Annotated in this window: 18 protein-coding genes and 1 pseudogene; all 19 read right to left on the bottom strand. The window is 58.5% G+C overall.

The genetic code is table 11. The features are described 5' to 3' along the window. Window position 1 precedes the first annotated feature (1 nt). Window positions 2-199, bottom strand: coding sequence for a hypothetical protein (locus tag N805_RS11320; protein ID WP_028613610.1), 198 nt, complete (start codon window positions 197-199; stop codon window positions 2-4). Then, window positions 196-1089 (bottom strand): DUF6708 domain-containing protein, encoded by an 894-nt coding sequence (locus N805_RS29800; protein ID WP_080956795.1) that lies wholly within the window; start codon window positions 1087-1089, stop codon window positions 196-198. Before N805_RS29800 ends, N805_RS11320 begins: the two co-directional genes overlap by 4 nt. Window positions 1090-1091: 2 nt before the next feature. Beyond that, window positions 1092-4082, bottom strand: a complete 2991-nt coding sequence (locus N805_RS11310; RefSeq protein WP_028613612.1) for a T6SS effector BTH_I2691 family protein — start codon at window positions 4080-4082, stop codon at window positions 1092-1094. After that, on the bottom strand, window positions 4079-4969 hold the full coding sequence (locus N805_RS11305) for a DUF6708 domain-containing protein (RefSeq protein ID WP_033742398.1): 891 nt from the start codon (window positions 4967-4969) through the stop codon (window positions 4079-4081). Before N805_RS11305 ends, N805_RS11310 begins: the two co-directional genes overlap by 4 nt. A gap of 2 nt (window positions 4970-4971) precedes the next feature. Then, window positions 4972-5169 (bottom strand): hypothetical protein, encoded by a 198-nt coding sequence (locus N805_RS11300; protein WP_028613614.1) that lies wholly within the window; start codon window positions 5167-5169, stop codon window positions 4972-4974. Beyond that, complete coding sequence (locus tag N805_RS11295) at window positions 5166-6056, bottom strand: DUF6708 domain-containing protein (RefSeq protein ID WP_028613615.1); 891 nt, start codon at window positions 6054-6056, stop codon at window positions 5166-5168. Before N805_RS11295 ends, N805_RS11300 begins: the two co-directional genes overlap by 4 nt. A gap of 2 nt (window positions 6057-6058) precedes the next feature. Continuing rightward, window positions 6059-9049: a T6SS effector BTH_I2691 family protein gene (locus N805_RS11290; protein WP_028613616.1), complete on the bottom strand. Its 2991-nt coding sequence runs from the start codon at window positions 9047-9049 to the stop codon at window positions 6059-6061. Further along, on the bottom strand, window positions 9042-9965 hold the full coding sequence (locus N805_RS11285; protein ID WP_019471187.1) for a DUF4123 domain-containing protein: 924 nt from the start codon (window positions 9963-9965) through the stop codon (window positions 9042-9044). Before N805_RS11285 ends, N805_RS11290 begins: the two co-directional genes overlap by 8 nt. After that, window positions 9962-12130 (bottom strand): type VI secretion system Vgr family protein, encoded by a 2169-nt coding sequence (locus N805_RS11280; protein ID WP_019471188.1) that lies wholly within the window; start codon window positions 12128-12130, stop codon window positions 9962-9964. Before N805_RS11280 ends, N805_RS11285 begins: the two co-directional genes overlap by 4 nt. 74 nt (window positions 12131-12204) lie before the next feature. Further along, on the bottom strand, window positions 12205-12720 hold the full coding sequence (locus N805_RS11275) for an Hcp family type VI secretion system effector (RefSeq protein WP_019471189.1): 516 nt from the start codon (window positions 12718-12720) through the stop codon (window positions 12205-12207). Between the two features lie 133 nt (window positions 12721-12853). Next, the gene (icmH, locus tag N805_RS11270) at window positions 12854-13723 is read right to left on the bottom strand and encodes a type IVB secretion system protein IcmH/DotU (RefSeq protein ID WP_019471190.1); all 870 of its coding nucleotides are present in this window, start codon (window positions 13721-13723) and stop codon (window positions 12854-12856) included. A gap of 1 nt (window position 13724) precedes the next feature. Further along, window positions 13725-15062: a type VI secretion system baseplate subunit TssK gene (tssK, locus tag N805_RS11265; protein WP_019471191.1), complete on the bottom strand. Its 1338-nt coding sequence runs from the start codon at window positions 15060-15062 to the stop codon at window positions 13725-13727. 55 nt (window positions 15063-15117) lie between these two features. Then, a complete protein-coding gene (tssJ, locus tag N805_RS11260; protein WP_019471192.1) occupies window positions 15118-15915 on the bottom strand; it encodes a type VI secretion system lipoprotein TssJ in 798 nt (265 codons plus the stop codon). Next, entirely contained in the window at window positions 15912-16481 is a 570-nt protein-coding gene (locus tag N805_RS11255) for an FHA domain-containing protein (RefSeq protein WP_019471193.1), read from the bottom strand. Before N805_RS11255 ends, tssJ begins: the two co-directional genes overlap by 4 nt. Continuing rightward, on the bottom strand, window positions 16478-17494 hold the full coding sequence (gene tssG, locus N805_RS11250) for a type VI secretion system baseplate subunit TssG (RefSeq protein WP_019471194.1): 1017 nt from the start codon (window positions 17492-17494) through the stop codon (window positions 16478-16480). Before tssG ends, N805_RS11255 begins: the two co-directional genes overlap by 4 nt. After that, window positions 17458-19224, bottom strand: a complete 1767-nt coding sequence (gene tssF / locus N805_RS11245; RefSeq protein ID WP_019471195.1) for a type VI secretion system baseplate subunit TssF — start codon at window positions 19222-19224, stop codon at window positions 17458-17460. Before tssF ends, tssG begins: the two co-directional genes overlap by 37 nt. Window positions 19225-19227: 3 nt before the next feature. Beyond that, complete coding sequence (gene tssE / locus N805_RS11240) at window positions 19228-19638, bottom strand: type VI secretion system baseplate subunit TssE (protein ID WP_026034428.1); 411 nt, start codon at window positions 19636-19638, stop codon at window positions 19228-19230. Beyond that, a pseudogene (gene tssC, locus N805_RS11235) lies at window positions 19635-21125 on the bottom strand (type VI secretion system contractile sheath large subunit). The gene tssE and the pseudogene tssC overlap by 4 nt, the downstream one beginning before the upstream one ends. Before the next feature lie 16 nt (window positions 21126-21141). Beyond that, window positions 21142-21645 (bottom strand): type VI secretion system contractile sheath small subunit, encoded by a 504-nt coding sequence (tssB, locus tag N805_RS11230; RefSeq protein ID WP_026034429.1) that lies wholly within the window; start codon window positions 21643-21645, stop codon window positions 21142-21144. Window positions 21646-21963: the final 318 nt, after the last annotated feature.

Here is a 21963-nt window from a genome sequence, read left to right as displayed (position 1 = left end):
TTTAGCGCTCTAGGCGGAAAATTGAATGGGTCTCATTGTCTTCGTCCAGCCCTTGATTGGCGCTGTAAGCGAGATGCAGTGAGACATGATTTTGGTTGGCTAGCGTGTTCTCGAAATGCAGAACTAAGCCAGCACCTACAGAGATGCGTGCGCTGCAGGCAGGGCCGGAGGTGGCACTGCTGATGGAGGCGTCAGTCATGCTCGCTTCCTTTTGCCCGAATGTGCCGGGCGCTCCTCAAACGCTTCAGGCGGTGGTGACGCGACGCGAACATTGAACAGGCGACAGATGCCGTACCAGCAGATGGCGACGGTGAGGTTGTAGGGGAACAGCACCGCCCAGAACGGCAGCTGCCAGTTCTTTTTGCCCTGCATTTCACCGGGCTCGCCGGTTCGCCAGGGCGCGTAGTGTTGCCAGGCTTCTGCCGGCGTCAGGCAGATGGCGTGCAGCGGTTTGTGCCACCAGTTGGGTTCGCCGGGCGGGGGCAGCTTGTCCGGGCCGTGGGCCATGAAATGGCGGAGGTATTCCCAGACTTCAGCGACGTGTTTGACACCAGGTTCGGAGGGGGCGTTGCTGTCGACCCACAGGCAGTCTTTTTGGTGGAGGCTGCCATCCGCTCGGCGAGGGGCGAAGGCGAGGGCATAGCTCGTGCTGAATGATGAGCCGCCGTATTCGGTGCGTTTGAAAATGCCTCCGCCGGTGTTGGCCCATTCAAAGACGAATAACTTACTCAACCGCTGATAGTAAATCTTCTGAGTTGATCGGTTGAAACATAAGCTTGATAAGCGCTTTATGAAATATATTCGATAAGCTAAGAATGGTAGGAAAATGAAAGGTCCAAGCACTGTGAGGGTAATGAAAGTATAGCTAAAGGTGTATGGGTTCCAGGCTTCGCTGGATAGTAGGTAGGGGTAGAAAACTATTAATGATGCGATAATCATTGCGCAATAAATTTTTCCCATAAAAACAGAGTCCGTTACCCATGGATTTCGCAGGCATAAGGTGTTCTCAGATACGCTTGCCAGTTGCCCTTCAATTGCAGGTTTGTGCCCAGAGTTTGACGTAGAATTGAATATCCAGATGGTTGCCATGGTCAGCGTTCCAGACGAAAAGTTGCGAGGATCTCATTGTCTTCGTCCAACCCTTGATTGGCGCTGTAAGCGAGATGCAGTGAGACATGATTTTGGTTGGTTAGCGTGTTCTCGAAATGCAGAACCAAACCTGCACCTACGATGTGGCCGGTTGGGGCGATTGGGAATACGTCCATTCCTTGATCGTCACGGAGAGTGCTCAAGCTTCCTGACCACTCGCTTACCCCAAATACAAAGCCAGGCAGCAGTACCGCGAACTCAACAGTTGGTTGAGGTGTGGCTACTTCGTTATGTGTAATAGCAGTCCAGTTGGGCAGAGACCAGTGATCATTCCGATGCCATTTAGTGTCAACTTTAGGTAGGCCGAGTGACAGGGCCTGTTCGGCCGATAGTAGTTTTGGTCCGTAATGCTCGCTGTGCCAAGCTTTGATTTCAGTTTGTAGCGAGGCGTGAGCCGGAAGTTTCTGCTCATAGTCCAATGTAATGCCAGGGCGCCCCTCTCCATCATTGATGCGATTACCGAAGATGCTGCGTGCGGCCCACAGCTCAATTGAGCTGTGAAGATGCTCATGTGCCTTGGCGTGCAGGTACAAGCCTCCTGCAATAATGGCTACGCCTACGAGGACAAGGGCAGCCGCGGCCCATCCGGCAAAAGGTACTAATGTTGTCGCGCCCGCAACAGCGAGCCCGGCTTCAAGAACAACCACGGAACCAACGGCCATGGTTAAACCACCAGCCAACGTGTAATGGGCAGCTGCTTGATTACCGTTCGCTTGCTGGCGCTTTGCCTTGAAGAAATCTGAAAAAAGACTGAATGCTATTGCCGGATAGCCGGCTAAACGCGCAAACAAATTACTGCTTAAGAATTTTATGATTCCATTACCAAAGGCCATTCCCGGCGCCGTTGAGCTCAATCTCAACATCACGGCCTTCTGCGTTGCTCGCACGCTGACCATCGTCGCCGCCGCTGCACCGATCACACCGAAAATCGATGAAGCAAACCCCAAGGTGTACTCCGGTGCATCGCTCTTCTGCAGGCTGTTATAGGCCGTCTTGAGCGAAATCACGTTAAACCACAGCATCCCCGCGTTCAGACCACCCCCACCGCCCGAGGTGAGCAACCCGAGAAAGTTGGGCTTCACTCGCGCTGTGGTGGTCAGTTCGATCGAGACCGTTCGGTTCCCCGAAATGCGCAGCTCTTTCAGCTCCTCAACCTGCGCCATGCCGCTTTTCAAATACTTCTGTACCTCCTGGCTAAATGGATTGTCCGTGATGGCCTGTTCGGTGATTCGATAGCGCGCTGCCAACAGCCCCAACGCCTTCTCGGCATTCGCCTCACGCGCCGCCAACAGCACCTGCTGACGCAGGCCATGACTGGCATCCCACCGTGTCTGGCCACGCAGGCGCTTGAGCACTACGGTATTGACCGCCTGGGCGGTAAGGTCGGTGATGTCGGCCATGGCCGGGAAGCGACCCACCAATCCTTCGATCACGTTGTCGCTGGCACCGAATAAAGAGCCGGTCGAATCCGCCTTGTCCTTGAACGGATTGAACGGCGCCAAGGCGGTGTAAAGCGGGCTGTCGTGCTGGTCCAACCATTGCTCCAGGCGTTTGAAGCGTCGGTCATGATTTTCGGTGCCGGGTGTCGGCTGGCCCATCGGGTGAATCAGCAAAGCCAGCGAGATTTCCAGACCGCGGGCGGAGGTGCGTTCGTCGCGGTCGTAACACGCCAGGGCGGCCGCGAGGCTGTAGGGGTTGTCGATATGTTGCGATTCGGCAGTGGCCAGCCAGGTGTCATGATCGTTGCTGGCTTGCAAGGCCAGGTTGCGCAGGGCTGCAATACGCCGTTCCAGTTCATCGCGCTCGGCGAGGAAATGCCGGTATTTGGCGATATCGATGCGCTTTGCCAGGCGCGCGCCGTTGGGGGAGTAATCCTCATGGGTGAGGGCCTGGAAATGTGACTCGGCCGCAGACAGCGCAGGCCCACGCCGCTCCGTGCCAAGCCTGAGCGCAGCCAGTTCCGGTGAGGGCGCATCGGCCGGGTACATGCTTTCCAGCGTCTTGTTCAGCAGCATGCCCACCAGGTTGCGATGGTGAAAATCGCGGCTTTGCACGCTCAGCTGCTCGGCATCCAGGCGGTAGCACGCCGGCACGCGTTCCTGCTCGGGAGGTTGCGCGGGTTTTGTGTGTGCCAGTTGCTCGGCGGGCATCAGGTCGCGCATTTGATGCTGGTAGGCCGAGACGGACAGACTCAGGTCCAGGGCCATGCCTTCGGCGTCGGCGAGTGCTACCACCACCGGTACTTTCGGTTGGGTCCAGGGGTAGTGACGCGCAACGGCGATCAGGTTGCCGATAGGCAAGGTTTCGGTGACCGGGTCGCTGCTCCAGGTCAGCGGCATGCGCCGCTCTGTGGGCTTGAAGTCTTCGACCCAGGTTTGCAGGGCACTGACCGGCAACACATGGGGCTGGGTGGACGGCGCCTGGTTGCCGGCGATCAGTTCGGCCATGTCCAGCTGGCGCATGTGCCGTTTGCGCAGGGCTGATGAACCGGTGATGCGGGCTGTGACGGCGTTGGTCCACAGGTGGGGGCTGTATCCGATCCACACTTCCCTGGCGGTATCGGGGCAGGTATCGGCCCACACCCAACCCATGCTCCGGCTGGAGAGGTAGCGATCACGCAGGTGGTAGTTCTCCAGCCCTTTGTATCCCAGTTCCTTGTAAAGACCCGCGCCAATGTACTCATGAATGACCAGCTTTTCGCCCTTCGGGCCTTTCATGAACACGTAGACATAGCCTGGGCGCAAGGCGCGCAGGGTGTAGGCGGAGTGCTGCAGGGGGGCGAAGCCTTGTTCCAGGTTGAAACCTGCACTGGCATAGCGGCAGGCGGGGGATTCGCCGGTGCGTGGCACGATGGCATAGCGCACCGGCAGGATGGGGATGCGTGCGCTGCAGGCAGGGCCGGAGGTGGCGCTGCTGACGGAGGCGTCGTTCATCTACGCTTCCTTTGGGTTGAATGCGCTGGGGCGTCCTCAAATGCTTCTGGTGGCGGTGGTGCTGCTCGGACGTTGAAAAGTTTGCAGATGAAGTACCAGCAGATGGCAACCGTGAGGTTGTAGGGGAACAGCACGGCCCAGAACGGCAGTTGCCAGTTCTTTTTGCCCTGCATTTCACCGGGCTCGCCGGTTCGCCAGGGCGCGTAGTGTTGCCAGGCTTCTGCCGGGGTCAGGCAGATGGCGTGCAGCGGTTTGTGCCACCAGTTGGGTTCGCCGGGCGGGGGGAGTTTGTCCGGGCCGTGGGCCATGAAATGGCGGAGGTATTCCCACACCTCGGCGACGTGTTTGACACCGGGTTCGGTGGGTTCGTTACTATCGACCCAGAGGCAGTCTTTTTGGTGAAGGCTGCCGTCTTCTCGGCGAGGGGCGAAGGCGAGGGCGTAACTGGTGCTGAATGATGAACCGCCGTATTCGGTGCGCTTGAAAATACCACCTCCGGTGTTGCTCCACTCAAAGACTAATACCTTGCTCAAACGTCGGTAGTAGATTTTTTGCGTTGAGCGATTGAGGCAGAAACTTGATAAATTCTTTATGAAGTAAATTCGATAAGCTAGGAAAGGAATGAATGGAAAGGGCGTTACAAAAAGCAAAAGCATTAATAATTTGTCTTTGGTGTATAGGTCTAAGATGCTTGGGAGTAAGTAGGGGTAAAAGCCGATTGTTAGCATGAGCGTCATTGCGCAGTATAGTTTTCCCATGAATACGGAGTCTGTAACCCATGGGTTTCGAAGGAATAAATTATTTTCGGAAACTTTTAGAAGTTGTCCCCCGATAGCAGGTTTGAGTCCGGAGTCTGACGTTGGGTTAAATATCCAGATGGTTGCCATGGTCAGCGTTCCAGACGAAAAGTTGCGAGGATCTCATTGTCTTCGTCCAACCCTTGATTGGCACTGTAAGCGAGGTGCAGTGAGACATGATTTTGGTTGGCTAGCGTGTTCTCGAAATGCAGAACTAAGCCAGCACCTACAGAGATGCGTGCGCTGCAGGCAGGGCCGGAGGTGGCATTGCTGACGGAGGCGTTAGTCATGCGCGCTTCCTTTTGCCCGAATGTGCCGGGCGCTCCTCAAACGCTTCAGGCGGTGGTGACGCGACGCGAACATTGAACAGGCGACAGATGCCGTACCAGCAGATGGCGACGGTGAGGTTGTAGGGGAACAGCACGGCCCAGAACGGCAGTTGCCAGTTCTTTTTACCCTGCATTTCACCGGGCTCGCCGGTACGCCAGGGCGCATAGTGGCGCCAAGCTTCAGCCGGGGTCAGGCAGATGGCGTGGAGTGGCTTGTGCCACCAATTGGGCTCGCCGGGAGGCGGAAGCTTGTCCGGACCGTGGTTCATGAAATGGCGGAGGTACTCCCACACTTCGGCGACGTGTCTGACCCCGGGCTCGGTGGGTTCGTTGCTGTCGACCCAGAGGCAGTCTTTTTGGTGGAGGCTGCCATCCGCTCGGCGAGGGGCGAAGGCGAGGGCGTAGCTGGTGCTGAAGGATGAACCGCCGTACTCGGTGCGTTTGAAAACGCCTCCGCCAGTGTCACTCCACTCAAAGACGAATACCTTGCTCAAGCGTTGGTAGTAGATTTTTTTTGTTGAGCGGTTGAGGCAAATGGTTGATAAACCCTTTATAAAAAAAATTCGATAAGCAAGGAAAGGTGTGAAGGCGAATGGGAAAATTAAAAATAATAGCATCAATGCAATGCTCTCGTTGTAGAGGTCCAAGACAATTGGAAGTATTTGAGGATAAAATCCGATAAGTGATATGACTGTTATTGCGCAGTACAGTTTACCCATAAATACCGAATCTGTTATCCATGGATTTCGCAGGCATAAAGTGTTCTCGGATACGCTTGCCAGTTGCCCTCCAATTGCAGGTTTGTGCCCAGAGTTTGACGTTGAATTGAATATCCAGATGGTTGCCATGGTCAGCGTTCCAGACGAAAAGTTGCGAGGATCTCATTTCCTTCGTCCAACCCTTGATTGGCGCTGTAAGCGAGATGCAGTGAGACATGATTTTGGTTGGTCAGCGTGTTCTCGAAATGCAGAACCAAACCTGCACCTACGATGTGACCAATTGGGGCGATTGGGAAAACGTCCATTCCTTGGTTGTCACGGAGGGCGCTCAAGCTCCCTGACCATTCGCTTACCCCAAGCACAAAGCCAGGCAGTAGCACTGTGAACTCAACAGTTGGTTGAGGTGTGGCTACTTCGTTATGGGTGATAGCGGTCCAGTTTGGCGGAGACCAGTGATTATTTTGATGCCATCGGGTGTCAACTTTAGTTATGCCGAGTGACAGAGCCTGCTCGATGGATAATAGTTTTGGCCCGTAATGTTCGTTGTGCCAGGCTTTGACCTCGGCTTCTACCGAAGCGTAGGCGGGAAGTTTTTTCTCATGATCTAAGGTAATGTGAGGGCGCACCTCTCCGTCATTGATAAAGTTACCGAAGATGCTGCGAGCTGCCCACAGTTCTATTGAACTGTGAAGACGCTCATGTGCCTTGGCGTGTAGGTAAAGCCCACCCGCAATGATGGCTATTCCTGCGAGAACAAGGGCAGCTGCGGCCCATCCGGCAAAGGGTACTAGTGTTGTAGCGCCCGCAACGGCGAGTGCTGCTTCAAGGGTTACAGCAGAGCCAATGGCCATGGTTAATCCACCTGCCGCAGTGTAACCGGCTGCCGGTAGATCACCGCTGCTGTACTGTCGCAGCGCCTTAGCGCCGTCGGCGAAGAAACCAAATGCTATTGCAGGATATCCTGCTAACCGCGCGAAAAGATTGCTACTTAAGAACTTGATGACTCCGTTGCCAAAGGCCATTCCCGGCGCCGTTGAGCTCAATCTCAACATCACGGCCTTCTGCGTTGCTCGCACGCTGACCATCGTCGCCGCCGCTGCACCGATCACACCGAAAATCGATGAAGCAAACCCCAAGGTGTACTCCGGTGCATCGCTCTTCTGCAGGCTGTTATAGGCCGTCTTGAGCGAAATCACGTTAAACCACAGCATCCCCGCATTTAAACCACCCCCACCGCCCGAGGTGAGCAACCCGAGAAAGTTGGGCTTCACTCGCGCAGTGGTGGTCAGTTCTATCGATATTGTCCGGCTACCCGAGATGCGCAGTTGTTTCATTTCCTCAACCTGCGCCATGCCGCTTTTCAAATACTTCTGTACCTCCTGGCTAAATGGATTGTCCGTGATGGCCTGTTCGGTGATTCGATAGCGCGCTGCCAACAGCCCCAACGCCTTCTCGGCATTCGCCTCACGCGCCGCCAACAGCACCTGCTGACGCAGGCCATGACTGGCATCCCACCGTGTCTGGCCACGCAGGCGCTTGAGCACTACGGTATTGACCGCCTGGGCGGTAAGGTCGGTGATGTCGGCCATGGCCGGGAAGCGACCCACCAATCCTTCGATCACGTTGTCGCTGGCACCGAATAAAGAGCCGGTCGAATCCGCCTTGTCCTTGAACGGATTGAACGGCGCCAAGGCGGTGTAAAGCGGGCTGTCGTGCTGGTCCAACCATTGCTCCAGGCGTTTGAAGCGTCGGTCATGATTTTCGGTGCCGGGTGTCGGCTGGCCCATCGGGTGAATCAGCAAAGCCAGCGAGATTTCCAGACCGCGGGCGGAGGTGCGTTCGTCGCGGTCGTAACACGCCAGGGCGGCCGCGAGGCTGTAGGGGTTGTCGATATGTTGCGATTCGGCAGTGGCCAGCCAGGTGTCATGATCGTTGCTGGCTTGCAAGGCCAGGTTGCGCAGGGCTGCAATACGCCGTTCCAGTTCATCGCGCTCGGCGAGGAAATGCCGGTATTTGGCGATATCGATGCGCTTTGCCAGGCGCGCGCCGTTGGGGGAGTAATCCTCATGGGTGAGGGCCTGGAAATGTGACTCGGCCGCAGACAGCGCAGGCCCACGCCGCTCCGTGCCAAGCCTGAGCGCAGCCAGTTCCGGTGAGGGCGCATCGGCCGGGTACATGCTTTCCAGCGTCTTGTTCAGCAGCATGCCCACCAGGTTGCGATGGTGAAAATCGCGGCTTTGCACGCTCAGCTGCTCGGCATCCAGGCGGTAGCACGCCGGCACGCGTTCTTGCTCGGGAGGTTGCGCGGGTTTTGTATGTGCCAGTTGCTCGGCGGGCATCAGGTCGCGCATTTGATGCTGGTAGGCCGAGACCGACAGGCTCAGGTCCAGAGCCATGCCTTCGGCGTCGGCGAGTGCTACCACCAGCGGTACTTTCGGTTGGGTCCAGGGGTAGTGACGCGCAACGGCGACCAGGTTGCCGATAGGCAAGGTTTCGGTGACCGGGTCGCTGCTCCAGGTCAACGGCATGCGCCGCTCTGTGGGCTTGAAGTCTTCGACCCAGGTTTGCAGGGCACTGACCGGCAACACATGGGGCTGGGTGGACGGCGCCTGGTTGCCGGCGATCAGTTCGGCCATGTCCAGCTGGCGCATGTGCCGTTTGCGCAAGGCTGATGAACCGGTGATGCGGGCGGTCACGGCGTTGGTCCACAGGTGGGGGCTGTAAGCGATCCACACTTCCTTGGCGATATTGGGGCAGGTATCGGCCCACACCCAGCCCATGCTCCGGCTGGAGAGATAGCGATCACGCAGGTGGTAGTTCTCCAGCCCTTTGTAACGCAGTTCCTTGTAAAGACCCGCGCCAATGTACTCATGGATGACCAGCTTTTCGCCCTTCGGGCCTTTCATGAACACGTAGATATAACCCGGGCGCAAGGCGCGGAGGGTGTAGGCAGAGTGTTGCAGCGGGGCGAAGCCTTGTTCCAGGTTGAAACCGGCATTGGCATAGCGGCAGGCGGGGGATTCGCCGGTGCGTGGCACGATGGCATAGCGCACCGGCAGGATCGGCACGCGAGCGCTGCAGGCAGGGCCGGAGGTGGCACTGCTGACACTGGCGTCATTCATGGGTGGGCTCCTTGCTTTCGATCAGTGCGTGCAGCTCGCGGAGGCGGCCCTGGGGTGACTCCTCAAGGTTGGTGTAGATCTTCCCCGCCTGGTCATCGGTCATGAGCCACATGTGCCTGGCAATCAGTCTGATGAATTGCCCCGCGACATCTTCATCGCCAAAGTTGAGGGCTTTCAGTTGCGGCAGCAGGCGTTCGATCCATTGCCGGATGTCGGCCAATGTGTGGGTGGCGTGCTGTGGCAGTGCTAATACCTCATGCGCCAACGTGAGCACGAAGTGCTCGTGCATGCCTGCTTGCAGCCGCTCAAGTTCAAGCTGGCGAAGGGGTAATGCAGGTTCCTGATAAGACCGGGCATTGGTCGGGCTGCGCTCGAGCGTTTTCCACGCGTGCACCGGCCCCCAGTTGACTCGCCAGGCCAGCGACGTCACAGGGCCAAGCCACGCTGCTCGATGGTCTTCATCCAGTGCATCCAGCCAAGCCGCAAGGTGGTCAGGTTTGAACTGGAAAGTGGCCAGCCCCTGATCTGGAAGCGCGATCTGCACAAGGCTGGTGAAGTGGTCTGCCAACTGGGCAAGGCCGATCTCGGCATCCAGCGCGATGGCACCGCCAATGGGCATCCAGGTCGATATTGCATGGGCAAGCAGTTCGGGCGCTTCTGACACGTCTACCAGCAATGGCCCAAAGTCGTGACGGTCGTCCAGGGCGCTGCGCCTCCACAGCCAGGCGTGCTGGGTATTTCGGCTGATTTCATTGATGAGTTCGAGTACCGAAGGGGCATAGGCCGGGACCAGTTCGCCCTCTTGGGGTATTGGTCGGTAGGCCCAGTGCTCGAGCACGAGGGTCAAGAGCAACATGAACCGAGCGTTATTTGCGAAGTGCTCGTCTGGCAGCGCATTGGAAAGGGCTGCTTTCATTGGCTTGGCCCTCTGATGCAGCGGCAGTCGGGCAAAGTGCAGGTGCCATCGGGGCGGCGTCCGCACTGGCGCTCAAGAGGCTTCCCATTGACCGGCGCGCCGCTGATGGAAAAGAGGTTGCTTGCCCCATCTGCCGACTTGAGCATCTGGCCGGTGATGCGAATCGTCGGGCTGTCCAGTGTGATGCCCGTTTCATCGATTCGAATGGAGCCCCCAGGGCCTTGGATGACCACTGCTTCCGATGCTCGAAGTTCATAACGGCGGGTACGTCTGCGGATATCCCCTCGGGCTTCAAGCTCGGCATGCCCTTCGACCTGCTGCTCAAGGTTGCCGCCAATGCGGGTGTGGTGATTGGCTGTGATCTGGTCGTGGCGGTGATTGCCGATGGTTTCCACACGATCCTTGGCGATCTTGATTGTGTGGTTTCGACCTATGTCGAGCCTGGCGTCATGCCCGATGGTGACGTGCTCATCGTTGCCAACCGTTTCATTACGGTCGTGGCCGATCAGGATTGATTCGTCGTTATTGACCTGTTCTTTGCGGTCATTGCCTACCTGCGTACTCTCATCGTGCCTGACCACATTGTTCTGGTCCTTCTGGGCATGAATGAACACTTCCTCCTGACCCAGTTCGTCCTCGAAGCGCAGCTCATTGAAGCCATCGCCCTTGTGGGTCTGGCTCTTGATGGTCATGCAGGTCTTGTGGCGGGGAAGGTCGTACGGCGGCAGCTGGTTGCCGCAGTAGGTACGGCCGGTGATCATCGGCTGATCGGGGTCGCCGTTGACGTAATGGATGATCACATCCTGGCCGATGCGCGGGATGGCCATCGAGCCCCAGCTGCCGCCGGCCCAGCCTTGGGATACCCGAATCCAGCAGGAACTGAATTCGTTGTCCTGGCTTTCGCGGTCCCAGGGGAAGCTGACCTTGACCCGGCCCCATTCGTCGCAGTAGATCTCTTCACCGGGTGGCCCTACCACAGTGGCCATGTGCGGGCCGTCAACGCGTGGTTTGGGCAACGGTGCCGGGCGCCACTCGGTTCTGCCCGGCACCAGTACCGCCTTTTGCTCGTATCGTGTGCTCTGGTCAGCCCCGGCAGCTTCTTCCTGCAGGCTGGTGAACTGGCTGCCTTCGTGGCTGACTGTGCTTACCCGCCAATGCACATTCAGGTCTTCGCGCGGGTGGCCGGTCAGGGTGAAGCTCAGGCCCGGTTGCAGGCGTATATCGTCGCCTTGCACCTCGGCAATGCGTACGTCATGGCGCAAGGCGGTGATGCGGTTTTCGGTGAACGGCTTGCCAACGGAATCGCGTTTGTAGCGGCCGGGGTAATCGAAGCACTCATAGTCGGCGGACTGGTGCTTCAGATAGGGGCCTGAGGCCCTGTGTTCCTGGCGGTAGGCCGGGTGGGTGAAGGTGTAGTCGCGTTGAACCTGCCGTGCGGGACGCACCTGTTCGCTGTAGCGCAAGCGCCGCAGGCAGGGTTGGGGCTGGTCGCCGCCTCTGTTGGCGTGGTACAGCACTGTGTAGGGTTTGGATGATTCATCGCCATCGGCAAACCCTTCATCGATGATCTTTGCTTTAGCTGCGGTGCACTCGATGTGCCCCAATGTCAGCAGTCGGTCGGTGATGATCAGCTTGTGATGCTTTTCAGTGTGCTCGAACCGATAGACCAAACCTTCTTCAGCAGCGATGCGCGCAAAAAAGTCGAGATCGGTTTCGCCGGCCTGTACGCAGAATTCCCGCGGGTGATAGTTGAAGCCAGTTCCGAATTGATACTGGGTTATGCCTTGTCGCTTCAGCATCAGTTCGAGAATTTGCGGCGCGGTCTTGTGCTGGAAGATGCGCCAGTTCGAGCGCAGTCTGGCGCGGGCCAGTTGCGGCTCGACCAATGCGTGATAGTAAGTGCGGTGGAAGCCGCTCTCGCCCTGGCTGAAACTGCTGACCAGGCCGTGCACGTAGCGGACGGGGCGTTCACCGTCCCAGATGGTGAACAGCACGGGCTTGTCGAGCAGGTGGCCGAAGTCGACATCGTGCTCGAAGCTGATCAGTTCCAGGGTCAACGTGAACGGTTGGCTGAGCGCCTCCTTGAGCTTGAACGACACCACTTCGAATTGAGCTTTTCCAACGAGTGGCTGGAAGCTGTATCGCAAATCAGATTGGCTAGGCATAAGCAGTCCTTGTCCGCCGTCTGAGGCTTCGAACTGCCCAGGCAGATCATGGCTGCCCGGGCATTTCCGTTAGATCAGATGATCGGTTTGCGCCAATCGTCGGAACCTTCAGTACCCGCCGTTACGTGCGTCCAGGAAATCTTGCGGTATGACATGGCCACTTCGATCAACTGGGTGTAGTCCGCGTTTTTCTGATTTTGGGCATGAGGCAGGGTGGTATTAATGTCCACGATGGTGGCGTCCTCCAGCTTGGTGGTGAAGAAGTGTTCTTGCTTGCCCTCCACCGAGGTGCGGTACCAGTTCACTTCAACGACTGGCAGCATTTCGCCGCTGGCCAGCGCCTGGTACATCAGGGGTGTGGCTTTGTTCAGTGAACTGGTGAAAATGAAGGGCTTGTGCACCCTTTGGCCAGCAGGTTGGCCACTTTGCGGATCGGTAGGAACAGTCACCTGGTGCTTGATCTCCTGTACCAGAATCTCGTCCTCATGGCCCTCGACGAACACATTACCGACTGAGTCGGAGGTGAATGCGCCGGCGGTGATGTTCCCTTGGGTCTTGCCTTCGATCTTGATGTAAGCGGGTGTTGGCATGGCAGTTTCTCCTGCGTCCATGTGGATTGACACGCGCACCACAGGTGGCGTGGCCATCGGAAACGATGGGCTTTTCAACAAGGCTTGAAGCCTCGTTAATTCGTGAAATTCATTTGGCCCGTATGGCGGCGGCCTACTGCTGCAAGATGCCGTTGAGCGACTCCAGTACCTCGGTGGTAATCAGGTGCAGGCGATAGCTGTAGATGCCGTAAGCCACCGCCATGGCGATGGCCGAAATCACCAAAGGGCTCCACCAGGGCCACTGCCGGTTCATGCGGAAATTGCGCGGGGCCACGTTGGTGTAGGGGTCGCAGACTTCTTCTGGCGTGGGGCCGCGCAGTTCGCGGATGATCCCGTGCAGTTGGTGAATCAGTGCGTTGAGTGTTTCTTCGCCTTTTGGCGCGAGCGCATACTTGCCTTTCAGCCCAAGGCACAGGGCGTAGTACATGAACTCCAGTACGTCCTGATAACGCGTGGGCTCCTGCATCAGGCGGGTAATCACGGTGAAGATTTTTTCTCCGCCCCAGGTTTCGTCGTGGAAGATGCTCAGTAGTGGCTCCTGGCTCCAGCAACTGCTCTTGCCCCAGGGCCGCTCCATGACGGCCTCGTCTATGAACAGGCACAGCCCGTAGGAATACGCCAGCAACTGAGCGGGCTCGTAACCGTGCTGGCGCATTTCTTCCTGAATGTTGTCGATCTGGTTACGTACTTGCTGGTGCACATCCTTGATGTTTGGCAGTTCGTCCAGCGTGCGCAGGCGTATGACCAAGCCGAACAACGGTGACGCGGCATCCAGCATCAGGTTGGCGAAGCCGCCCCGCAGCTGAAATTCCGGGTCGGCGGGGTAGCCTTCCGAGGCGGGCTCTGGTTCAGGGGTTGCCGTGGATGCCTGCGCATTGGTTGCCGTGGCCTGGGCGTCGGGTGCCGGCTTTTTAAGGGTTGGATCAAGCGGGCTGACTTCAGCGTTTTTTTCATCGATGGGTGTTTTGTTGTTTTCTCCCATTTCACTCACTCCTGATCGCCCAGAACTGCAGTTCAAGCCCTGGGAAATCGCCCGCGATGTGGATGCCGAAGCCATTCGCCTTGGCCATGCATGCCCAGGCCGGGTCACGCCGGTCCAGCTCGAAGTAACTGAATCCCGCATGGAAGGGCAGGTCGCGGGGTGCCACCGGCAATGGCAATAGAGGGATGCCCGGCAGTTGCAAAGGCACCAGGTCGTTGAGCGACTCAAGTGAGGTGATCTTGGCTTTCTGGACGAACATCTGGCGCAACGCCTGTGGCGGCAGGTCGGCGCGCACGGCGAGGATGAAGTCGGCGTCCTCGATCAGCCGGCGATCTGCCAGCGTGATCGTCATCACACCGAATTGTTCGCTCTCCAGCGGCAGTGAAACAGCGCGTGGCTGCAACACGGTGCTCAGGGACCGGCGCAGGGTGTCTTCCAGTGGTTTGAAAGAGGCGCGCAGTGCAGTGTGGTGGTACGCGGGGTACTCTTGCGGCAGCCTGTTCTGGTCGGTGAAGGTGACGAATTCGCCACAGGCCTGGCTCATGCACAGGTACAACTGCTCAGGGTGCGTGTGCGCTTGTCTGGCGAGATGCTGGAAGCACGGCCACCAACGGTTCATGGCCTGCAGCAGGTTGAAGTCGCGGATGTCGGCGATACCGGACTGGCCCGAGGCACCTATACGCGTAGCAAGGCCGCGCGCCCGCTCGCGCAACGTGTTGGTGATTTCGTCAAGAAACCGTTGCAGTGCCGGCACCGCCCGCACCGACACGCTGGTGGGGTAGAACGCTTCGTCCAGTTGCACGCTGCCGTCGGGGCGTCGTTCCAGGATACGTGCCAGGGCCAGGCGGGTGTAGGCGCTGCTGTCTTCGCTGGTGCGTCTGAGCTGCAGGTTGGGCACGGCAAGGTCTACCTGGACCAGGTCACCGTCAGCGGTGTGGGTATCCTTGATTTCCTGCGCCTGGGCGGTGTAGCGGAAGTTGGCGGCATTGTCGGGCCAGCTCACTTCGCGGCCGCCATTGGTGCGCAGCGGCAGGCACAGATACACCTCGTTGTCTTTGCAGGCGTCGTCGTCGATTTCCAGTGGCGGCGGTGGCGGCAGGTCGGCGGGAATATCGAACACCGTGCCGTCCGGCATGACGCCCCGCGCCCGGGTGATGGCGATCTTGCCAAGGCTCAGGTATTCGTCGTTCAGCTGAAGTTCGCTGAAGCCGTAGAAGGCTGCATTGAGGCTGGCGAGGCGCTGGTGCAGGGCTGCTTCGCTGGCCCTGGCCGCCTGCTGGAAATGTTGTGGTTTGACGAACAGGCCTTCGGGCCAGAGAACGGGATTACGTGAGCTCATGGGCGCTCCGTGTCAGCGTGAGGAAGCAGGAAGGGCAAAGGGTGTCGCGGCGCCATCAGTCTTCTTCCTTGAGCACGATGTGCGTGTCGTTGACCAACACCGACAGCATGATCTGGCGGCCACGCGGCGGAATGCGCAGCACCTGCCGCCATGTGGCGTTTTCATGGCCTCGGTAGTCGCCAATCACCGCGACGTAGCGTGTTTCGGCGTTGAGGGGCTCGAACGGGATGTACTTGAACTGGCCAGGGCGCAGCAGGTAGTCGTCACCACGGATGTAGGTACTGCGCAGTGCCTTGGCCGGGTCCTGGTCCAGCAGCTGGTACACGGTGTTGCGCAGCAGTGAGTCGTCGCGCAGTTGCAGGATCTTGATGGCAATAGGCGTGGCCACAGGCTCTGAGGTAACGGCTGTGGTGCGCGGCAATGTCAGTACCACGGTAGGGTCGTCGTAGCTGCCGGGGGCGCTTTCTTCCAGGGGCGAGCGTGCCGGGTCGCTTTCGTCTTCGTCGTGCATTTCGACGGGGGACATCGCAGGAAATTGCGCTTGCAGGTATTCGAACAGGGTCCCGATTTTTTCGGTCAGCGCATAGGGGTCGCCGGCACTCAGGGTCACTGCGTAGGGGCTGGGCTCCAGGGCACGCTCCTGTGCGTCCGCTACGTCAAGGCTGTTCGGATTGCCGTTGAGGGTAGGGCTGGCATTGATGCTGAACGCGACCTGGGTCGCATGATCCTTGGGCGGCCCGATGGGCAACGAAGGGTCCATGACGACCTGGCTCGCTCTGCTCAAAGAGGTGCAGCCGGTGAGCCCGACCAACGCAAGCAGCAGCGGCGCGATCAGTAGTGGATGGCGCATCATGGGTGTTCTCCTGCAATCAGGCGCTGCAGTGGACATTCTCGGAATGCCCCGGCATCAGCCGCTGCGTCCAGCGCTGCCAGAGGGTCATTGCCCATGGCTGCCTTGAAGACCGAGCAGATCTCGACCGCTGGTTGAGGGGCAGAAAGCTTTGTCGTCCAAGGGGTGGCAGGCTCTTCGCCTATCAGGCGGTCGAGCACCCTTCGGTCCGGGTTGAACAGGTCCTCCAGCGAGCGTGTGCAGGCTTGATCCTGGGCGTACTGAACCTGTAGCCGGTAGGCACCAATGCGAAGCTGGTCCCCTTCAACAAGACGCCTGGGTGCAAGCGTTTCCAGGCTGGTGGAACTGTCATTCAGGTAGGTGCGGTGGCAGTGGTCGATCACGCAGAAGCTGCCTTCGAGCCAGCGGATTTCGCAGTGGAGAGGCGCAACGGTCTGGGCACGGTCATTGATCCGCCAGCTTGCCCGTTCGCTGCCGATGGTGCCGCCCTTGCAATCGAACCGGTGCCGGGCAGTAACGTCGTGCTGCAGTTGGTCGAGGTTGGTGATGCTCAAGGTCACTGTGTTCATGAACGCCCCCGAAAGCGTACAATCGGGCTGATCTGGCCATGCCGATCATCGACGAAGCTGGACCAGCCCAGGTAAGCCCCCTGGCTGCGGTGCAAGCAGAAGGGTGACAACGCGTTCTGTTTCAAACGCAGCTCCAGGTCGTAGGCCAGACCGTCACGCAGCAGAAAGTCGATCAGAGCGCGCAAACGGCCGAAGTTAATGCCGCTGGGCAACAAGTCCCGCAGCTGCGCCTGGTCGAGCTCGCTGATCACGATGGTGAACTTGCTGCTGCGGGTGCGCGTGCGGCTGCCGACCATGAACGTGCTGCCCAACTGGCCGTTGGCATGCCCCAGGCTAACAAGCTGCCTGGACGTGGTGGTGACTGAGCGCGTCTCGAACTCGCGGATCTGCACATGCTTGAGGTCGAAGCAGTGCGCAATGATGCCGGCCACAGTGCCCGGCGCACGGCTGCGGCTGGCGATCACCCCGGCAAAACTGAGCAGGCGGCTCCAAGGCAGCGCCGTGTCCCCTCGCAACTGCTTGTCGTTAAGCCCCAGCAGGGCAAACACATACTGCGAAAACCCGTCACTGGCACCCGGCTGGAAACGGATGTAGTAGCGGTACTTGCGCCATATACGGTGCAACAGGCTGAGCAGGTAGTGGTTGAAAAAGTCGAAGAAGGCCGGGCGTACACCGATGCCCTGCGCATGTTCATAGGCCACCTGTTCCAGGTAGTAGGTGGGCAATGGCGAATCGGTGCCGTGCAAGCCCAGAAACGTGGCAACGACGCGGTAGCGTTCTTGCTCAGCGGGCATCCTCTGGGCTTTGTACACGTCCGAAACCGGGAAGCTCAGCCGTGGGTCGCAGGCCAGGCGCACCCGCCGGCGGGTGGCTTCGTCCGGCCAACGGGGTTCGAGGTCATCGCCATGCAGCCCGTGCAGCCGCTCCAGCAACTGGAAGAAGTTGTACTGATGCGCCTCAGAGAGCAGCTTGTCGGCTAGATCAGCGGTTGCTTGCCGGTCTGTATTGGCCATGTGTAGTGCTCGTTATTGGTGGTGTTGATCACTTCCAGCTGATGGAAGGAGTTGATGCTGGCGTACAGGGCGAAGAAGTGGGCGAGCACGCAACTGAACAGGTACAAGTCGCCTTCGCAGAGGAAGGCGGTCTGGTCCAGTTTCAGACGTGTGTGCAGGCCGCGAATGGGCTGCCCCTTGATCAGCCAATCCATGGGCTGTGTGTGAATGTCGCGCATGCCGGCCAGGCGTTTACGGGTGGTGCGGGCCTGCTGGATGTCGTGCAGGGCCATGAAGTCGTAGGCGCGGATCACGGCTTTCAGCGGTTCTACCGAGAGCAGGGACAGGTAGTTGAGCGACATGTTGGAGATCAATGCCCACTGCAACTGGCCGTCCAGCACCGGCCGACAGGGGCGGGTGGGCTTACAGAGATTGGTGTAGGTGGCCAGCGGGGGCGTCAGTTCGGTCAGGACGTTGATGTCATCAATGCCCAGCGCCAGCGGCAGGTCCCGATTGGTGCAGGTCAGGTCGATGGACGCGGTTTCCAGTTCGCCTATGTAGCTGTTGGCGTCGGCGCGGACGAAGGCGATTCGATGCGTGACGCCATCGCCGCGCAGAGACTCTTCCAGCTGGCAGCGGTAGTACAGCGCTGTGCGCCCCTGAACGTGCTCGATTTCATGGGCGAACGACTCGAAGGGACGGAAGGTTCGCAGCTGCTCACCGGTGTTCCCGTCAGTCGTCGTTCGGGTGCTGATGACCTGGTCGACACTGAAGATTTCGTAGCCGTGCGGCTCTGTGCCCTTGGGCTTCAGTGGAACAAGGGCGTCCTGGCCGGACAGGTCGATGGGCTCGGCGCTGTGCTGGAACAGGTTGACCGCAGGTGCGCAGAACAGGTTGAAATCTGCTCTGCTGACACGCAGCGTGTCGGGTAGCTGGCGGGTGAAGTGAAATTCGAGGCCTACCTGCGGGCTGTCATGAGCTGGCCAGATTTTTTCCAGCCCGGTCACGCTGAAGAAATGGAAACGTTGGGGGAAGGCGAAGTATTCCTGCAGGATCCGGTAGCCATCAAAGACGTTCTGCGGGTAAGGCAGCAAGGCGTCGTCGGGGCTGAACCCAGGGAATGCGATGCTGTTTGCCGGCAGCCGGCGAACCTCGCCATTGATGGTCACGCTGACATGCTTGAGGTATTGAGAAACCCACAGATAAAGCGTGCGTGCGGTGAGGGTATCGCCACTGAGGTAAAAGTCGAGGCTGGTACAACCCAGGCTGTTCAACGGCCGCTCGACCAGTGTTTGAAGGCCGATGCAGACCACGGAACTGTCAAGTGTCTGGGTGGCGCCCACCGTGTCGATCTCGAACGGATGAATGTTGACCGCTTTGCAGGTGCGAAACTCGCAGGCCACACCGTCCACCCGTTTCGAGAACAGCCGCGACCCTTTTGGGATGCGCTGTGACTGGCTGAGGGATTGCCTGATAGGGCTGAACTGGATGATTGTCGCGCTGGGCAGGGGCCGCAAATAGTTCGGCCACAACAGCTGCAGCATGGGATGGGTCAGCTCTGGCAAGTCGTCTTCCAGCTTCAGCCGTAGCTTGGCGGTGAGGAACGCAAAGGCTTCCATCAGGCGTTCGACGTCGGGGTCGCTGGCACCTTTGCCAAGCAACCGGGCGAGTTGTGGGTTGTCTTTGGCGAAGTCGTTGCCGAGTTCGTGCAGGTAACGCAGCTCTTCGCTGAAACTGTCTTTCAGTGACATCGGTCACCTCACTCTGGTGTAGCGGTTGTGCCCGTTGACCAGCAGCTCGAGCTGCAGCTGCTCTGCGTGGTTGTTGACCTGGACCAGGCAATCCAGCCTGAAATGCAACTCCAGCGGGGTATGGGCATCGGGCACTGCTTTGAGCGTGCGTATCTGTATGCGTGGCTCGAAGCGCTGTAGGGTGCGCCGGATATCCGCGCTCACCTGTACAAGCAGGTCGCCGTTGTTCACGTCATGCCCGTTGAAGTCGCGCAGGCCCAGCTCAGGGCTGCTCTGGGAGCACCCCTGGCGGGCATTCAGCAGCGTTTCGAGGTGGCACTTGATGGCGGCGAACTTGTGGGACGCGCTCTCCCGTCGGAAAGGCTCCCGGTTGGTACACTGATCCCGCATCAAACGATCAAAAAGACCACTCATTGCGTATCGAGCCGCCCGACCAGGGAGATTTCGAAATTCGCGCCCATGTACTTGAAGTGCGGGCGCACGGCGAGCGAAACCTGGTACCAGCCCGGGTCACCGGCAACATCCGAGACCTCGACTCTGGCGGCTCGCAGTGGCCGGCGGCTGCGAACGTCGGCAGACGGGTTCTCCTGGTCGGCGACGTACTGCTTGATCCATTTGTTCAACTCGGACTCAAGGTCACGGCGCTCCTTCCAGCTACCGATCTGCTCGCGCTGTAACACCTTGATGTAGTGAGCCAGCCGGTTGACGATGAACAGGTAGGGCAACTGGGTGCCCAGCTTGTAGTTGGTCTGAGCCTCCAGCCCCTCGGGGGTTTTCGGGAAGTTCTTGGGCTTTTGCACCGAGTTGGCCGAGAAGAACGCGGCGTTGTCGCTGTCTTTGCGCATGGTCAGGGCAATGAAGCCCTCTTCGGCCAGTTCGAATTCCTTGCGGTCGGATATCAGCACCTCGGTAGGAATCTTGGCCTGCAACTGGCCCAGGGATTCGTACAGGTGAACCGGTAAGTCTTCGACGGCACCGCCCGATTGTGGGCCGATGATATTTGGGCACCAGCGGTAGCGGGCGAAGCTGTCATTGATGCAGCTGGCTAGCAGAAACGCAGAATTGCCCCACAGGTAGTTGTCGTGCTGCCCGGCGATGTCTTCGTCGTAGTTGAAACTCTGGATCGGTTGTTCCTGCGGGTGGTAAGCGGAGCGAAGCATGAAGCGAGGCCCGGCCAAGGCGACGTGGCGGGCGTCTTCGCTTTCACGAAATGCACGCCACTTGGCATGCCGTGGGCCGGCGAAGAGGTCTTTTATTTCCTTGAGGTTGGGCAGCTCCTCGAAACTGCTCAAGTTGAAGAACTCGGGGGCAGGTGCGGCAAGAAATGGCGCATGGGACATGGCGCCAACGGAGGCCATGTAACTCAGCAGCTTGATATCAGGGGAAGAGGGGCCGAAGTTGTAGTTGCCAACCATGGCCGCAACCGGCTCTCCCCCGAATTGGCCGTAACCTGCGGTGTAAACATGTTTGTAGATACCGCTGCAGGTAATGTCCGCAGCATTTTCGAAGTCGTCCAAAAGCTCCTCTTTACTGACATGCAGGACCTCGAGTTTGATGTTTTCCCTGAAGTCCGTGCGGTCGACTAGAAGTTTCAGGCTGCGCCATGATGATTCGAGCTGCTGGAACTCAGGCTGATGCAGAATGACATCCATCTGTTTGCTGAGTAACCGGTCGATTTCGGCAATCATCTGGTCGGCCCGGTGCTTGTTGATCAGTTGATCCGGGTCATTGCTTTTGAGGATTTCGGCAATGAACGCAGATACGCCCTGCCTGGCAACCTAGTAGCCCTCTTGAGCAGGTACCAGTTTGGTTTCTGCCATGATCTGGTCCAGCAAGGTGGCACTGCCCAACGTGTCGGTCGTTGCGTCTGTGGTGGTGGTAGTGTTGCTTGGCTTAGGCATGGGACGCTCCGTTGTCTCAGTCTTTCTCGGGTGCTTCAAGCACCAGGTCCAGTTCTTGGGCGAGTTGTTTACGGGCCTGCTCGTTGTTAAGCAGGTGCTGCAGATGCTTGCGGAAGGCCGGGACGTTGCCCAGCGGGCCTTTCAGGGCGACCAGCGCTTCACGCAGCTCCAGCAGCTTGTTCAGCTCAGGCACTTGGCGCGCGATCCGGTCCGGTCCGAAATCGTTAATGGACCTGAACTCCAGGTGCACCGCCAGCTCGGCATCCGGGGCGGTGCTGAGCCTGGAGGGCACAGACACGTCCAGGCTCACGTCGGCGTCGTTCAACACGCTGTTGAATGTGTGTTTATCAATGCGCACGACCTGGCGGTCCTCAAGCGCACGGCTGTCATCCAGGCCGAAGTCGCCCAGAACCAGCATCTTGTGGGGCAGCTCCACCTCAGCCTGCTCATTGCTCGTCGCGGGGACATACTTGATATTGACGCGTTCTTTAGGTGCGACGGATCCCGTGTTTTTAGACATCAGTACGTAACTCCCTGTTGAGTTGTAGGAGACTTGGAAGCAAGTTGTGTTTAGTGTTGTCGCGATGTTGTAGGAAGTTTCCTACATGTGTTTAATTGGTCGGGATGGCTGCCCGTCTTCTATAAAAACCATGCATGGAAAAGTGTCCGCTGGTCGAGAGTAAAGATGTAAGTAAATATTTGTTTGTGTGCACTCAGAACTCTGTATTAGGCTTCCGCTGGATTTGTTCGAGTTAGCTGCATGCGCATATGTGCATTGGCACTTATTTGTAGGAAAATTCGCGCCGTCATATAGGCCGTTTGTACTATTTCAGAGAGT

Origin of the sequence: Pseudomonas putida S13.1.2 (genome assembly GCF_000498395.2) — a bacterium.
Classification (GTDB): Bacteria; Pseudomonadota; Gammaproteobacteria; order Pseudomonadales; family Pseudomonadaceae; genus Aquipseudomonas; species Aquipseudomonas putida_Q.
The sequence above is the reverse complement of the archived record's forward strand: the minus strand, read 5'-3'. Positions and strand labels throughout refer to the sequence as shown.